The 14,879-nt window shown below is 61.7% G+C and carries 15 protein-coding genes; 8 read left to right on the forward strand and 7 right to left on the reverse strand.

The features are described from left to right. The first annotated feature begins 52 nt into the window (after positions 1-52). Positions 53-898, forward strand: a complete 846-nt coding sequence (locus ACH2EI_RS08825) for a patatin-like phospholipase family protein (RefSeq protein WP_395159749.1) — start codon at positions 53-55, stop codon at positions 896-898. Positions 899-947: 49 nt separating this feature from the next. On the opposite strand, the gene ACH2EI_RS08830 is transcribed toward ACH2EI_RS08825, so the two are convergent. The 4 genes from ACH2EI_RS08830 to ACH2EI_RS08845 form a co-directional block, all read right to left on the reverse strand. After that, complete coding sequence (locus ACH2EI_RS08830) at positions 948-2,177, reverse strand: serine hydrolase domain-containing protein (RefSeq protein ID WP_395154568.1); 1,230 nt, start codon at positions 2,175-2,177, stop codon at positions 948-950. A gap of 57 nt (positions 2,178-2,234) precedes the next feature. Next, positions 2,235-3,962, reverse strand: coding sequence for an ABC transporter ATP-binding protein (locus ACH2EI_RS08835; protein WP_395154569.1), 1,728 nt, complete (start codon positions 3,960-3,962; stop codon positions 2,235-2,237). Between the two features lie 9 nt (positions 3,963-3,971). Then, entirely contained in the window at positions 3,972-4,340 is a 369-nt protein-coding gene (locus ACH2EI_RS08840; RefSeq protein ID WP_395154570.1) for a DUF3054 domain-containing protein, read from the reverse strand. 95 nt (positions 4,341-4,435) lie between these two features. Beyond that, a complete protein-coding gene (locus tag ACH2EI_RS08845) occupies positions 4,436-4,951 on the reverse strand; it encodes a flavin reductase family protein (protein WP_395154571.1) in 516 nt (171 codons plus the stop codon). A gap of 57 nt (positions 4,952-5,008) precedes the next feature. Between ACH2EI_RS08845 and ACH2EI_RS08850 the strand changes: the two genes are divergently transcribed. After that, a complete protein-coding gene (locus ACH2EI_RS08850; protein WP_395154572.1) occupies positions 5,009-5,470 on the forward strand; it encodes a 5-formyltetrahydrofolate cyclo-ligase in 462 nt (153 codons plus the stop codon). Between the two features lie 45 nt (positions 5,471-5,515). Here the strand turns inward: ACH2EI_RS08850 and ACH2EI_RS08855 are convergent, their stop codons facing one another. Next, a complete protein-coding gene (locus tag ACH2EI_RS08855) occupies positions 5,516-5,752 on the reverse strand; it encodes a DUF6356 family protein (protein WP_395154573.1) in 237 nt (78 codons plus the stop codon). 113 nt (positions 5,753-5,865) lie between these two features. On the opposite strand from ACH2EI_RS08855, the gene ACH2EI_RS08860 reads away from it, so the two are divergent. Continuing rightward, a complete protein-coding gene (locus tag ACH2EI_RS08860; protein ID WP_395154574.1) occupies positions 5,866-6,330 on the forward strand; it encodes an Lrp/AsnC family transcriptional regulator in 465 nt (154 codons plus the stop codon). 38 nt (positions 6,331-6,368) lie between these two features. On the opposite strand, the gene ACH2EI_RS08865 is transcribed toward ACH2EI_RS08860, so the two are convergent. Next, a complete protein-coding gene (locus ACH2EI_RS08865; RefSeq protein ID WP_395154575.1) occupies positions 6,369-7,277 on the reverse strand; it encodes a LysR family transcriptional regulator in 909 nt (302 codons plus the stop codon). 69 nt (positions 7,278-7,346) lie between these two features. Here ACH2EI_RS08865 and ACH2EI_RS08870 point away from each other — a divergent pair, with 69 nt between their 5' ends. From ACH2EI_RS08870 to ilvN, 4 genes are all read left to right on the forward strand, one after another. Then, entirely contained in the window at positions 7,347-8,648 is a 1,302-nt protein-coding gene (locus ACH2EI_RS08870; protein WP_395159745.1) for an inositol-3-phosphate synthase, read from the forward strand. Positions 8,649-8,934: 286 nt separating this feature from the next. Then, positions 8,935-9,789: a bifunctional 5,10-methylenetetrahydrofolate dehydrogenase/5,10-methenyltetrahydrofolate cyclohydrolase gene (locus tag ACH2EI_RS08875; protein WP_395154577.1), complete on the forward strand. Its 855-nt coding sequence runs from the start codon at positions 8,935-8,937 to the stop codon at positions 9,787-9,789. A gap of 227 nt (positions 9,790-10,016) precedes the next feature. Continuing rightward, entirely contained in the window at positions 10,017-11,834 is a 1,818-nt protein-coding gene (gene ilvB, locus ACH2EI_RS08880) for a biosynthetic-type acetolactate synthase large subunit (protein WP_395154752.1), read from the forward strand. A gap of 1 nt (position 11,835) precedes the next feature. Further along, positions 11,836-12,384 (forward strand): acetolactate synthase small subunit, encoded by a 549-nt coding sequence (gene ilvN / locus ACH2EI_RS08885; protein ID WP_395154753.1) that lies wholly within the window; start codon positions 11,836-11,838, stop codon positions 12,382-12,384. 109 nt (positions 12,385-12,493) lie between these two features. Here the strand turns inward: ilvN and ilvY are convergent, their stop codons facing one another. Continuing rightward, a complete protein-coding gene (gene ilvY / locus ACH2EI_RS08890) occupies positions 12,494-13,390 on the reverse strand; it encodes an HTH-type transcriptional activator IlvY (protein WP_395154755.1) in 897 nt (298 codons plus the stop codon). Positions 13,391-13,503: 113 nt separating this feature from the next. Here ilvY and ilvC point away from each other — a divergent pair. Beyond that, positions 13,504-14,879, forward strand: a 1,376-nt coding sequence (gene ilvC / locus ACH2EI_RS08895) for a ketol-acid reductoisomerase (RefSeq protein WP_395159747.1), incomplete at its 3' end; no start/stop codon positions are given.

Consider the following 14,879-nt stretch of genomic DNA (forward strand, 5'->3'; position numbering starts at 1 on the left):
AGTTCGTGAGCAGAACCGGAACAGTGGCAACCGGCCTGGCGTTCTCTTCGTCATGACGACGGCGTTCGTTCTCTCCGGCGGGGCGAGCCTCGGCTCGATCCAGGTCGGGATGGCGATTGCCCTTGCGGATTCCGGAATAGTTCCGGATTTGATCGTGGGCACGTCGGTGGGCGCGATAAACGGCGCATGGCTGGCGGGTGGCCGGTCCGCTGCTGGCCTTGCCGAGGTGTGGCCTACGTTGCGGCGCGATGACCTGTTCCCGACGAAACCGCTCCTCGGCCTTCGAGCGTTCCTCGGCAAGTCGTCGCACTTCGTCCCCGACACACATCTTCGGGCCACCCTTGAGATGCACCTGCCGTTCGAGCGGATCGAAGAAGCGATTATCCCGTTCATCGTCGTCACAGCTGACGCGCTCTCGGGCGAAGAGGTGCTGATCACCGAAGGCAATGCGGTCGACGCCGTGACAGCGAGCGCATCACTTCCCGCGATCTTCCCGCCAGCACGAGTTGTGGTGAACGGGCGCGAGCGGCTGCTTGTCGATGGCGCGGTCATCAACAACACTCCGATCACCACGGCCATCGAAGCGGGAGCGACCGACGTGTGGGTCCTGTCGACCGGATACTCGTGCGACCTCGTCGAGCCGCCCCGAACAGCAATCGCCGCAGCGCTGCACGCAGTGAGCCTCATGGTGCAACGCCGGTTCGTGCTCGAACTCGAGGCGAACACGTACGGCGTACCGATTCATCTGATTCCACCTCCGTGTCCGGTGCTGGTGTCGCCAATCGACTTCTCACACGCGACTGAACTGATCGAGAGCGCGGCGTCAACTGCGCGTACGTGGCTCGCCGCGGGCGAGCCCGTTGCACAGATGATTCCGCATGTCAGAACGCCCGATTGACTGTCAGACCACGACCTGAAACAGCTCGGACAGCGGTGTGGCAGTGAGCTCAGTCGACGAGGGCTTGGTAGACGAGTTGCTGCAGGATCGGGCGGATCGGGTAGGTGCTTGACGGCAACAGTTGTGTGAGGAAGACGGCCACGATCTCTTCGACCGGATCGATCCAGAAGGCTGTGCTTGCAGCGCCACCCCACGCGTACTGGCCAGCTGACCCGATGACCTTGTTCTCGGCGCTGTCGAGCACCACCGAGAAGCCCAGCCCGAAGCCCATCCCGTTGAACTCGGTTTCGGCGAACAGCGGTCGGCCGAAGTCTTCGAGGATCGCTCCGCCAGGCAGGTGATTTGTGGCCATGTATTTGACGGTGCGGCTGCCGAGGATGCGCTCGCCGTCGAGTGCGCCACCGTTCAACAGCATGTGACAGAACCGCAGATAGTCGGCAGCCGTACCGCACAGGCCGCCGCCCCCACCGAGCATCGTCGGCTTCTTGTCGAGCGGTGCCCCCGGCATCACGGCGGTTTTCTTGTTCAGCGGGTAGTACAGCTCGGCGAAGCGATCGCGCTTGTCGCCTTCGACCCAGAATTCGGTGTCGGTCATGCCCAACGGATCGAGGATGCGCTCACGGAAGAACTGGTCGAGCGATTGGCCTGAGACGACCTCGACGATTCGGCCGAGCACATCGGTCGACACGCCGTAGAGCCATTCGGTTCCCGGCTGAAACGCGAGCGGCAAACCGGCCCATGCGTCGCAGCAGGCCTCGAGGTCCATGCCCTTCGGGATGCCCCACTCGAAGCCAGCCTTGCGGTAGAGGGCGTCGGTGACGTGGTTGTTGTGGAAACCGTACGTGAGCCCCGACGTATGCGTGAGGAGATGCCAGATCTTCATCGGCTCGGTCTGACCTTCGGTGATCGGCGCCGTCGTGGAGCCGCCGCGGTAAACCCGAGCGTTCTCGAATGACGGGATGTACTTCGACACCTTGTCCTTGAGCTGCAGCTTGCCCTCTTCGTAGAGGATCATCGCGGCGACCGAGGTGATCGGCTTGGTCATCGAGAACATGCGGCAGATCGTGTCTGACTCCCACGGCAGGTCGGCCTCGATGTTGCGCTTGCCGTAAGTGGAACTCTGGACGATCTCGCCCTTGCGTGAGACGACGACCTGCCACCCCGGGAGCCGACCGTCGTCGACGTACTGCTTGAAGTGTTCGTCGATGCGAGCGAGTCGCGCGGCATCGAAGCCTGCATCGGCAGGTGTGATTGTTTGCGCAGTTCCAGTGACAGCCATCGGGTGATAATGGCAGGGGAGGGACCCCAAGCAGGAACTGAGTGATCCGCCAATCGGTCAGTGGAGGCCGGCGCGCTGCAGGCCCCACATATCGGCGAACCGGCCGGCGGCGTCGAGGAGTTCATCGCGGGTGCCCTGTTCGGCGATTCGGCCACCCTCGATCACGATGACCCGGTCCATGTCGTTCAGCGTTGCCAGGCGATGCGCGATCACGATGGCGGCTCGGCCTTGCCACAATTCGAGCAGCGACTCGTGGATCTTCGCTTCTGTCTCGGAGTCGAGAGCGCTTGTGGCTTCGTCAAGGATCACGAGGTCAGATTGCTTGAGGAAGGCGCGGGCGATGGCGATTCGCTGTCGTTGCCCGAGGGACAGCTTGACGCCTCGCTCGCCGACCAGAGTGCGATAGCCGCCGGGGAGGGACTCAATAAAGTCACCGATGTTGGCCCGATGCGCGGCGTCCCGCACGCGATCGTGATCGACGGGTCCGGGGTCGGCGTAGCCGATGTTGTACTCGATTGTCTCTTGGAACAGCGACGTGTCTTGCGGGACATAGGAGTGGAGAGATGCGAGTTCGCCAGCTTCGACGTGTCTCCCATCGATCAGCACCTCGCCGCTCGTTGGTTCGTAGAACCCGAGCAGGATTTTGATGAGTGTCGACTTGCCTTCGCCGCTGCGCCCGACGATGCCGAGTCGTTCCCCTCGCCGCAGAGTGAAGTTGATTCCGTCGAGCACCATGCGGTCGGGCTCGTCAGGGTACGCAAACCTCAGATCGCGCACTTCGATCGTGTGGTGCAGTCGGCCTAACTCGGGCGCAGCCGACAACGTGGCTGGCGGCTCCGACACAACGTTGCGGTCGGGGAACAGGTAGCCGTATGCCTCTCGGTATGACGCCGAGCGGTTGATCCACTCGCCCAGGTTGTAGACGACTTCCCAATACTGATTGGTGAAGTCGAGCAGCACCGTGATCGAAATAACCATCGCGATGAGGCTGATGGCGCCGCGATCGAACTGCCACCAGGTGACCCCCATGATCACGCCCCACAGCAGCACGCGGACCAGTACCGAAGCGACGCCCCAGTAAGCGCTGAGTGCGTAGGTGAACGACACGTCGTGTTCGATCAACTCATCGAGGTCGTCATTGTTGCGGCGCACCTCTTTGCGCTGGGCGCGGAAGGAAAAGACGTTGACGAAGTTAGCGAACGAGTCGAACACCCGACCGGTGTTGTTGGAGGTGCGATCTGTGACAAGGCGCTGCCTTTTGTTCACTGGTCGACCGACGGCAGTCATCACCGCACCGGCCGTCATCAGGAACAAGATGTAGGCAACAGCGTTGCCCGACGAACTTTGCGCAAGCAGCACGATGTACACCGGGATCGTCGACAGGACGGGGAGGAACCCGTAGTGGGCTGCTTCCCAAAGCGCCTGCGTGTGTTCGCGCAGATCGTTGACGTATGACGCGACTTTGCCCGACGGGCGATCGACGAACTGTTGATATGGCTCTGCCCAGACAGCGGTGAACGTGCGGCGCTTGAACTCGTAGGTGAGCGGAATGACGTGCTTCGCATTGAAGAAGTCGCCGCCGGTCCACAGAATAAGGTGGGCCACACCGGTGGCGAAGAGAAGCGCGAGCCATGTCGCTGCTCCGTCGCCGCCCGACGTTGCCAGCCGTGCCAAGAAGTACGGGTGGAGAGCCGGCAACATTGAGGCCGCAACGCGAATGGTGGTGGAGATGGCGAAGACACCGAGGTGTTCTCGGATCATCGCCCGGAGGGCGGAGAAGGGCACGGAGAGACGTTACGAGGAGATGCTTCGCCGAATCAACGCTGTTTCCACGGCGCGCCACCCAATGAGGAAGGTGCCGAGGAAGACGGTGGCGACGATCATGAACGACGTTGCGGTGCCGTTGTTGAACACGAGGTTGCGGAGCACCATGCCGAGTGCGACTGTCGTGAGCCAGACCTTCACACCGGTGACGACACCGGTTGGCTGGGCCCACACGCGCCACGCAATCCACGCCACGGCGAGCGCGATCATGAAGGGAGCAGCGGTTTGGGCGACGCCAGCGAGCGCTTCGCCTTCTTCGTGATTACGGCGGCCAATGGCAACGAATGTCACGACAACCGCAGCGTCGAGCGCGGCAGCAATCTGGGTGCGCGGATGCATGACCACAGTCTGCCGCGATCATCGATCGGTCCGACAGCAATGAGCCCTGAACCCGCCCAGCTCGCGCAATGCTCATCGCTCTCCGTCGACGGTGTTCAGCCTTGCGCGTCGAAGCCGCCGAGTGAACCTTTGAAGAAGAGGAGCGGTGTTGGGGGCTCACCGTCGGCGTCGGCGTCGGCGTCGAGTGCGCGGACGCGGCCGAGCACGAAGAGGTGATCGCCCATGGTGTACGTCTCTTCGACCGTGCAATCGATCCACGCAACAGCGCGATCGAGAATCGGTGCACCAGACGGAGCGGCGTGCCAGTCGACGTCGGCGAAGCGGGTTTCGTCGGTGCCGCTCTTTGCGAACTTCCAGCAGAGATCGCTTTGCGCATCGCTGAGCACGTTGACGCAGAAGCTGCCGGAAGCCTCGATGGCGTCCATCGTTGCCGAGCCAGCCTGGGGGAGAAAGCCGACCAGCGGCGGGTCGAGCGAGACTGATGTGAAAGATCCGATCGTGAAGCCGACTGGAACGACACCGTTCATCCCGGTCACGACGGTGACACCGGTGGGGAAGTGACCCATGATCGTCCGAAAGTGGGCGGAATCGAATTCTGCTGAGTCGCTCATCGGCACCGACTCTAGGCAACGGCCTGTGCCGACGCCGCACTTGTACAGTGCCGGTCGATGGCGAACGAGGTCGATGAAGCCAAGCAAGCGTTGCGCACTCAGATGCGCGCCGTTCGCAAAGATCTCCTCGATCGTCCCGAACGGTCAGCTCGGATGTGGAAGACGCTGACACAGCGGCCCGACGTGCTCGCCGCGTCGAAGATCATGGTCTTCGACTCCATCGCGGGCGAACCTGACACGGCGCCGCTCATTGCCTGGTGCGAGACGATGGGGAAGCTGACCTGCCTGCCAGAAGACGCTGATCTCGATCCGGCGTGGCCCGACGTCATCATCATCCCGGGTCTGGCCTTCACCGTCGACGGCAAACGCTGTGGGCAAGGCGGCGGCTGGTACGACCGCTTCCTCCCGCAGGTCCGGCCGGACGCCGTGATGATCGGTGTGTGCTTTGCTCCTCAAATCGTTGCGGGTCTACCGACCGACAAGCACGACGTCGTGCTCGACGCCATCGTCACTGATTGAGGGGTGCACTGAGCGCTTGAACGAGAGGCTGGCGGCTTGTTGTGCTCAGGCCGCGGCGTCAGTGGCCGCGTTGGAGCGGGCGCCTGAGTTCATCTCGGCGTAGAGCTCACGAATGCATTCGCTGGCCGTCGTTTTGCACATCGACGGAACAATTGCATGGACCGCGGCCGCTCCCGCTGCCTTGGCGAGACAGCGCGAAAAGTGCGCAGCGACACGGAAATGCTCGGTGTAGGACTCGCCGACCGCGGCCGGATGTTCCGTGAAGTGCCGCGTCATCGCCATGCCTCAACCGTAAAGAGTTTGGCGGAGGTGCGTATTGCGTTCTTCGCGCCAATTCATTGAATGAGTGCAAGAATATGCTTCTGGATCGATGAAATCTGTAAGAATCATCGATTGTGGACCAACTTGATCGGGAAATCGTGCGTTTGCTGCAACAAGACGCGACGCTGAGTGCTCGTGAGTTGGGTGACGCCGTTGGTCTCACCGCCACGCCCTGTTGGCGACGCGTCAAGGCGCTCGAGGACGCTGGCGTGATCGTGGCTCGAGTCGCACTGGTTGATCCGGCTTCCGTCAACCTCGGGGTGACCGCACTTGTCAACATCCGAACGAACGATCACGGCCCCGATTGGATCGAGCGGTTCCAATCGGCGTGCGATTCGTTCCCGGAGATCGTCGAGGCGTACCGGACCAGCGGTGATATCGATTACACGCTCAAGGTGATGGTCGCGAGTATCGAGGCGTACGACGTCTTCTACAAGCGGTTGATCGCGGCCGTTGATCTGTATGACGTCCGATCGATCTTCGTCATGGAGGAAATGAAGCGCACGACGGCACTGCCGCTCGATGGATTCGGCGTCTAATTCGCGGATCGGAAGTTGGCCGACGAGCCGCGCTGCAATCATGAACTTCCATTCCGACCTCCGTTGGTCGTTGGTCGTTGTCTGAGACGGTGTGCGAGTTCGTCGACTGCGGGGTCGGTGACGACTCCTGATCGCCGCGCAAGTACGAGCTTGCGTTCGAGAATCTCGTCGCCGACTGCCATGTCGCCGCGCTCGGACTCGCCCTGGCTGCGCGGCAGCACGGTCCAGCCAAGTCCGAGGAGCACCATCTCGCGGAGCACGTCGGGCTGATGTGACTCGGCGGCGATCATGACGGGTGCACCGAGCGCTCGGAGGCGCTCGACCACCAGCCTGCGCGTGTGCGAATCCGATGGGAACAGCACCCACGGACCCCAGCTCCGGGGCGTGCCGATCGTCGAGTCTGGAGGGCCGTAGACGATCATCGGTTCGCTGAGCAGTGACGTTGTGTCGACTCCCGCGATCGGCTCGGGTGGTTCGACACACACTGCGAGATCGAGTGTGCCGCGCTGCACGTCGTTGAGCAGTGACCTCGACGACGCGACCGACAGCATGAATTCAACGTCGGCTCGCTCGACTCGGAATGCTCGAAGAACGTCTGGGAAGTGGACGACCGCTGCCACGTCGATCATGCCGAGCCGAACCCGGCCGCTCTGTGCAGTGCGCAGGCGTTCGGCCCATGTGCTCACATCGCGCGTGAGTGCCAACACTTGCCGCGCATGCTCGAGAACAGGCGTGACAGTCGCTCGCAAAATGCGACGTCGACCGACGCTCTCGAACAACTCCACGCCAACTCGACGTTCCAGTTCGGCAAGTCCTTGAGAAAGTGCTGAGGCTGACACGCCGACTCGATCGGCGGCTGTGGCCCACGTCGGGGCGTCCGCGACGGCGACGAGGTACTCCAACTGTCTGATCGAGATGTCGGGCAGCCCGGAAGCGGGATCGTTCACCCTTCGCACAATACTTCAGATTTACTTCACTGTCAGTGATAATGAAACAGTTCCACTTATGTTCTTCTCATGACCGCACGAACAATCGCCCCAGCCACCGGAAAGCTCGGTGTCCTCACGCCAGGTATGGGTGCAGTGGCATCCACCTTCATCGCAGGCGTGATCGCCGCACGCGAAGGAATTTCGCCGCCTATCGGCTCCGTATCGCAGATGGCCCATATTCGGCTCGGCACGAAAGATGAGAATCGGAACCCGCTGATCAAGGAGTTCGTGCCGCTCGCCGACCTCGGCGACATCGTCTTCGGCGGCTGGGATCCGATCTCCCCGAACGCCATGGAAGCAGCCAAGACTGCCGGCGTACTGCAGGGCAACGATCTCGATGCCCTTTCGGCCGAGATGGAAGGCATCGTGCCGATGGAGGCCGTGTTCAACCAGCGTTGGGTGAGTCGCCTCGAAGGTGTCCGCGTCAAAGACATCGCCAACAAATGGGATCAGGCAGAAGCGCTGATCGCCGACATCGCCCGTTTCAAGGAGCAGAACGACTGCGACCGCCTCGTCATGGTCTGGTGTGGCTCCACCGAGGCGTACCAAGAACCGTCGGAAGTGCACGCAACCATCGCAGCGTTCGAGCAAGGTCTTCGCGATAACGACGAGAACATCTCGCCGTCACAGATCTATTGCTACGCCGCACTCCAGAGCGACGTCCCGTATGCCAACGGTGCTCCGAACCTGACAACCGACCTCGACTGCATCGTCGAACTGTCGAAGAAGAATGGCGTGCCGATCGCGGGCAAGGACTTCAAGACGGGCCAGACCCTCATTAAGACGATGCTCGCCCCGGGCTTCAAGGCCCGCATGCTCGGCGTGCGCGGTTGGTTCTCGACAAACATCCTCGGCAACCGCGACGGCGAAGTGCTCGATGACCCGGAGAACTTCAAGTCGAAGGAAGTCTCCAAGCTCGGTGTGCTCGACGGCATCCTGCAGCCCGAGGTCTACCCCGATCTCTATGGCAACATCGACCACGTCGTTCGCATCAACTACTACCCGCCCCGCGGTGACAACAAAGAGGGTTGGGACAACATCGACATCTTCGGGTGGCTCGGCTACCCGATGCAGATCAAGGTTGACTTCCTCTGCCGTGACTCGATCCTCGCCGCACCAATCGTGCTCGACCTCGCACTCTTCATGGATCTCGCCCACCGCGCTGGTGAAAGTGGTGTCCAGGAATGGCTGAGCTTCTACCTCAAGGCGCCACAGGCTGCCGGGGATTCGCCGGCCGAGGTCGACCTGTTCATTCAGCAGACCAAGCTGAAGAACACCCTCCGCGAATGGATGGGTGAGCTCCCCGTCACCCACTCCGAGGCCGGCTGATTGGGTTCGGAGCGGCCGATCCCTGCGTTGCGAGGACTCCTCATTGAGCAAGCTCAACGACGTCGCCTCGCGCCTTGGCCTCGACCACTCCGTTCCCGAATCAGTGAACTGATCATCCTGATCATCCTGAGCTTCTGGTGACTCGTCATTGCGACGGTCCACAACTTGATCCCGACTTGTCCTCTTCGAGGGTGGGTCGGGATCGGTTGTTTTCACGGCGGAGCGTGGGGGTGGGTTGGCTGGGGGGTTTTCTGGGGGCTGAGTTAGAGCGACTAACGTCGGCGCTATGGCTGCGATCTTGATGAACGGAAATGCACTGCGCGACGAGATCATTGCTGGGCTGCGCTCGACGGTCGATGCGGCAGGCTCGCCTGCCATCTGCCTCGCCACGGTGCTCGTGGGCACTGACGGCCCCTCGCAGCGCTACGTCAGCAGCAAACACAAGAAGGCCGTCGAGGCTGGCTTCCAGGCGCGGCACGTCGACCTTCCCGAAACCGCTACGCAAGATGAAGTCGAAGCCGTCGTGCGCGAACTCGCAGCAGACGACTCGGTGCACGGCATTCTCGTCCAACTGCCGCTGCCTGATGGGCTGGATCCTGAGCCCGTGCTCGACCTCATTCCCGCAGACAAAGACGTCGATGGACTGACCGAACGGTCGATGGGCCGCCTGGTCCGTGGTCGCCCGGGCCTCGTCGGCTGTACCCCGTTGGGTGTCATGCGGTTGCTCGAGAAGTACGAGGTGCCGACTTCCGGTGCTCGTGCGGTTGTTATCGGTCGATCGACGCTCGTCGGCTTACCTTTGTCCCTGCTGCTCAACCGTAAGGGCGTCGATGCCACGGTCACGATGGCACACTCCCGAACTGCTGATATGGCAGCCGTCGTGCGTGAAGCTGACATCGTCATCGGCGCGGCTGGCCAAGCACGCATGATCACCGCAGAGATGATCAAGCCAGGAGCGGCGGTCATCGATGTCGGTGTCTCGCGAACCGAGGCAGGGATCGTCGGCGACGTCGACCCGGGCGTTGCCGAGGTGGCGCGCTGGCTGACGCCGATGCCGGGCGGAACCGGCCCGATGACGATTGCCTGCCTCATGGAGAACACCCTCACCGCAGCGCGGTTGCAGGGCGCCTTCCCTGCCTGACTGCGCAACGACCGATTTACACGGTACGATCATGTTATTATGGAACTCATGAGCGTGCCGAACATTGCCCTCGTAGTACTTATTTGGTAGCGCGCTCAGCTTCTGCTGCGTGTGCTCCTCGACCTCCCAGCCGGGAGGTCGTTTGCTTTTTCACCATCAATCGCCTCTCCATCTCATTCCTCCATCTCATTCCTCCATCACATCCCCTGAACTGAAAGACCAGTCACATGACTGATTCACCAGCAACACCTGAACGGATCACCGGCGCACAGGCCTTGATCCGGTCCCTCGAACACGAGAACGTCGACCTGATCTTCGGCTACCCAGGTGGCTGCATCCTTCCTGCGTACGACCCGCTGATGGACAGCCCGATCCGCCACGTACTCGTGCGCCACGAACAGGGTGCTGGCCACGCTGCTGAGGGGTACGCACACGTGTCCGGCAAGCCGGGCGTCGCGATGGTGACGTCGGGGCCAGCAGCGACGAACCTTGTCACGCCGTTGATGGACGCCTTCATGGACTCGATTCCAATGGTGGCGATCACCGGTCAGGTTCCGACCGCCGCGATTGGCAGCGATGCATTCCAGGAGTGCGACACGGTCGGCATCACGCGGTCGTGCACGAAGCACAACGAGTTGGTCATGTCGGCCGACGAGATCCCGATGGCGATCCGTCAGGCCTTCTACATTGCAACCACGGGTCGCCCCGGCCCCACGCTCGTCGACATCCCGAAGGATGCACTGACGAACGAGATGGAGTGGTACTGGCCGACGGACGAAGAGGTCCAGGCCTCACTGCCTGGCTATCGGCCGAACACCAAAGGCCATCCGCGCATGATCAAGGAAGCCGCGAAGCTGATCCTCGCTTCCGAGCGGCCGATCGTTTACGCCGGTGGCGGCATCTTGAAGGCACGTGCTGCTGAAGCGCTGCGCGAACTCGTCGAGTTGATCGACGCACACGTCGTGACCACCCTGATGGCCCGCGGCGCATTCCCCGACGAACACCCGCTCTGCCTGGGCATGCCCGGCATGCACGGCAGCGCAACGGCGATCAGCGCGATGCAGCAGTCCGATCTACTGATCACGCTTGGCGCTCGTTTCGACGACCGCATCACCGGCAAGGTCGATGCCTTTGCACCCGAGGCGAAGATCATCCACGTCGACATTGACCCGGCCGAGCAGGGCAAGGTCCGTCGTCCCGACGTGCCGATCGTCGGCGATGCCAACTACGTGATCCTCGAGATCATCCGCGAGATCAAAGAGCTGCTACAGGGTGGCACGCGCCAAGCCGACACCGGCGCCTGGAAGAGCAAGATCTCGGGCTGGCGAGAGCAGTTCCCGATGACCTACGAGCCCTCCGAGCCGGGCGGGCTACTCAAGCCGCAATTCTGCATTGAGCAGCTCAACAAGTACGCGCCGAAAGGCACGATCGTTACGTCGGGCGTCGGTCAGCACCAGATGTACACGTCGCAGTACTGGAAGTTCAACGACCCATACACATGGGTCAACTCAGGCGGCCTCGGCACGATGGGCTTCTCGATCCCGGCAGCGATCGGCGCCAAGGCAGCAATGCCTGACCGCACCGTGTGGGCCGTCGACGGTGACGGTTGCTTCCAGATGACGGCAACCGAACTGGTTACGGCAACACTCGAGAAGCTTCCGATCAAGGTCGCATTGCTCAACAACGGCTACCTCGGCATGGTCCGGCAGTGGCAGGAGATGTTTTACGACGAGCGCTACTCCTCGGTGTTCCTCGACAGCGCGAACGTCCCGAACTTTGTGATGATGGCTGAGTCGATGGGCTGCGTCGGGATCCTTGTTGAGTCACCTGAAGAGGTCGGCCCTGCCATCGAGCGAGCGAACTCGATCAATGACCGCACCGTCGTTGTTGAGTTCCGAACCGATGCCACCGAGGGCGTGTTCCCGATGGTGCCTGCTGGCGCAAGCAACAGCGACCTCATCCTGCACCCGACGCAGAGCGACCCGACCCGGGCGCTCCAGCCCGAACCGAAGCCGATCGACACCAAGTTGAAAGACGCCCACTGAGATGGCCCGAACCCGAGATGTCTCCGGTGCGCGCAGCGCCAACATGAACCATCACATCCTGTCCGTCCTCGTCCAAAACCGACCGGGCGTGCTCGCTCGTGTGGCCGGCCTGTTTGCACGGCGCGGTTACAACATCTTCAGCCTTGCCGTGGCACCGGCTGAAGAAGAGGGTCGTAGCCGGATCACGATTGTCGTCGACCTCGACTCGGCGCCGCTCGAACAGATCACGAAGCAGCTGTTCAAGCTGATCGACGTGATCAAGATCTCTGAACTCGACCCATCGCGTAGCGTCGAGCGTGAGCTACTCATCGCCACCGTCAAGGCCTCAGGCCCCAAACTGGCTGACGTGTCGACTTTGGCCGAGATCTTTGAAGGCAAGATCATCGCCGTGGCCGAGGATCTTGTCACCGTCAGCCTCGAGGGTCATCCCGACAAGCTTGACGATTTTGAGGATTTACTCGGTCGACATGGCATTGTTGAGCTGCAGCGGACGGGTCGTGTAGCCCTGCCCAAGCTCGATCGAAGCTCGCGTCATCGCTCCGCTCACTGAGACAACCGCCCTAAGACAATGCGGCGTTCCGCGCCACGCTGTCCGAATCAATCTCCGAACACCCATCCCTCTGAGAGGGCCCCGTCGTCCCGCATTGCCAACGGTCCGATCAGTCAGACGACGGTGCGGCCTCGGGAAGTAGCGACCAGAAGGCGCTGACCAGAGGGTTCTTGAGGTGGCGCTGCAAGGTGAACAGCCCAAGGTCGTAGGCGGCAAGGGCGGGTGTGACGTCGAGAATGCGCACGCGAGCGGCGTGTGGGCTGTTGTCGAGCACGATCTGGGGAACCACTCCAACCCCGAGTCCGAGGCTGACCATGCTGACAATGGCCTCGTTTCCGGCGACTCGGGCGTAGATCTTTGGTGTCACCCCGAGGGTCCGGAACCAGTTGTCGACACGTTCTCGGGCGATCCCGCTGGTGGCAAGGATCATGGGAGTGTGCTGCCAGGTGGCGGGGTCGTCAAGTGATACCAGCGTGGAGTCCGCTGGGTCAATCGGCGCGATGAAGACAAGCGGCGAGGTCCGGATGGGCTTGAAAACTACCCCTGCCGGCAAGCTCTCGGGACGAGCGGCAATGGCCAACTCTTCTTCCAGCGCCAGAACGCGGGAGATCGCTTGCTCGGGGTCGCCGGTTTGCAGCTTGATCTCAACCTGGGGATGAGCGGGTCGAAAGCCGTTCAACAGGTCGACCAGAATGCTGTGGCTGGCGGTGACGGAACACCACAAGCTGATCTCGCCGTGAAGTTGCTCGGTCGGGTCGGTCAGCTCGTAACGGACCTGATCCCACTGCTGCACCGCATTGCGGGCGTACTGCTGGAACTTGAGCCCCTCGGAGGTGAGTGCGACGGTGCGGTTGTCACGATCGAACAGCGACACGTTGAGTTCGATCTCGAGTTGGCGTATGTGGCGCGACAGCGCGGACGTGCTGATGTTGGAGCGAGCGCTGGCCCGTCCGAAGTGCAGGGTTTCGCTCAGCACGACGAAGTGTTTGAGCGTGGTGATGTTCATGGCGACCCACGAGTGTTGCACGAATCGGGATGTTGTGTTGCATATATATCAATTTCCGAAACGACGGCTGAACGCTAGGATCCAGCGGTCCGACCTCAGATGGAGCCCTTCCCATGGCCAATTACTTCAATACCCTTCCGCTTCGAGAGCAGCTCGCCGAACTCGGCAAGTGCCGCTTCATGCACCTCGACGAATTCACCGAGGGTGTCGACGCACTCAAGGGCAAGAGGATCGTCGTGATCGGCTGTGGTGCGCAGGGACTCAATCAGGGTTTGAATCTTCGAGACAGTGGCCTCGATGTCTCCTACACACTGCGCGCTGAGGCCATCGAGCAACAGCGTCAGTCATGGAAGAACGCCACGGAGAATGGTTTCACTGTCGGGACCTACGAAGAGCTGCTGCCCACCGCCGATGTGGTGTTGAACCTCACCCCGGACAAGCAGCACACGTCGGTGGTCAACACGATCATGCCGATGATGAAGCACGGCGCGTGTCTGTCGTATTCGCACGGCTTCAACATCGTTGAAGAGGGCATGCAGATTCGCGATGACATCACCGTCATCATGGTTGCTCCGAAGTGCCCGGGCTCAGAAGTTCGCGCCGAGTACGTGCGCGGCTTTGGTGTGCCGACCTTGATCGCCGTGCACGAGGACAACGATCCGAACGGTGAGGGTCTCGCTCTCGCAAAGGCCTATGCCGTGGGCACGGGCGGCCACAAGGCGGGCGTGCTCATGTCGTCGTTCATCGCCGAGGTCAAGTCCGACCTCATGGGTGAGCAAACGATCCTGTGCGGCATGTTGCAGACCGGCTCGCTCTTGTGCTTCGACAAGATGATCGAAGAGGGAATCGATCCTGGCTACGCCTCGAAGCTGATCCAGTACGGCTGGGAGACGACCACCGAAGCGCTGAAGTACGGCGGCGTCACCAACATGATGGACCGCCTGTCGAACCCGGCGAAGATTCGAGCCTACGATCTGGCAGAACAGATGAAGGACATCATGCGTCCGCTGTACAACAAGCACCAGGACGACATCATGAACGGCACGTTCTCGTCAGGAATGATGGACGACTGGGCCAACGACGACGCCAAGCTGCTCGGCTGGCGTGCGGACACCGCAGAAACAGCGTTTGAAAAGACGCCGGCAGGCGACGTCGAGATCGCCGAGCAGGAGTACTTCGACAACGGCATTCTCATGGTCGCCATGGTGAAGGCCGGCGTCGAGCTTGCCTTCGAAACCATGACCGCCGCAGGCATCATCGCCGATTCGGCCTACTACGAGTCGCTGCACGAGACGCCGTTGATTGCCAACACCGTCGCCCGCAAGAAGCTCTACGAAATGAACGCGACCATCTCGGATACCGCCGAGTACGGCTGCTACCTGTACAACCACGCCTGCGTGCCGCTGTTGGGTGAGTTCATGAAGGGCATCTCGACCGACGTCATCGGCAAGGGCCTCGACCTCAGCGACACCGGCGTCGACAACGCCCG

The sequence above is a fragment of the Ilumatobacter sp. genome (assembly GCF_041688325.1).
Classification (GTDB): Bacteria; Actinomycetota; Acidimicrobiia; order Acidimicrobiales; family Ilumatobacteraceae; genus Ilumatobacter_A.

Coding starts and splice junctions, on each gene's coding strand:
- ACH2EI_RS08825 (WP_395159749.1), top strand. CDS start 53: ATGACGACGGCGTTCGTTCTCTCCGGCGGGGCGAGCCTCGGCTCGATC.
- ACH2EI_RS08830 (WP_395154568.1), bottom strand. CDS start 2,177: ATGGCTGTCACTGGAACTGCGCAAACAATCACACCTGCCGATGCAGGC.
- ACH2EI_RS08840 (WP_395154570.1), bottom strand. CDS start 4,340: ATGCATCCGCGCACCCAGATTGCTGCCGCGCTCGACGCTGCGGTTGTC.
- ACH2EI_RS08845 (WP_395154571.1), bottom strand. CDS start 4,951: ATGAGCGACTCAGCAGAATTCGATTCCGCCCACTTTCGGACGATCATG.
- ACH2EI_RS08850 (WP_395154572.1), top strand. CDS start 5,009: ATGGCGAACGAGGTCGATGAAGCCAAGCAAGCGTTGCGCACTCAGATG.
- ACH2EI_RS08855 (WP_395154573.1), bottom strand. CDS start 5,752: ATGGCGATGACGCGGCACTTCACGGAACATCCGGCCGCGGTCGGCGAG.
- ACH2EI_RS08870 (WP_395159745.1), top strand. CDS start 7,347: ATGACCGCACGAACAATCGCCCCAGCCACCGGAAAGCTCGGTGTCCTC.
- ACH2EI_RS08875 (WP_395154577.1), top strand. CDS start 8,935: ATGGCTGCGATCTTGATGAACGGAAATGCACTGCGCGACGAGATCATT.
- ilvB (WP_395154752.1), top strand. CDS start 10,017: ATGACTGATTCACCAGCAACACCTGAACGGATCACCGGCGCACAGGCC.
- ilvN (WP_395154753.1), top strand. CDS start 11,836: ATGGCCCGAACCCGAGATGTCTCCGGTGCGCGCAGCGCCAACATGAAC.
- ilvY (WP_395154755.1), bottom strand. CDS start 13,390: ATGAACATCACCACGCTCAAACACTTCGTCGTGCTGAGCGAAACCCTG.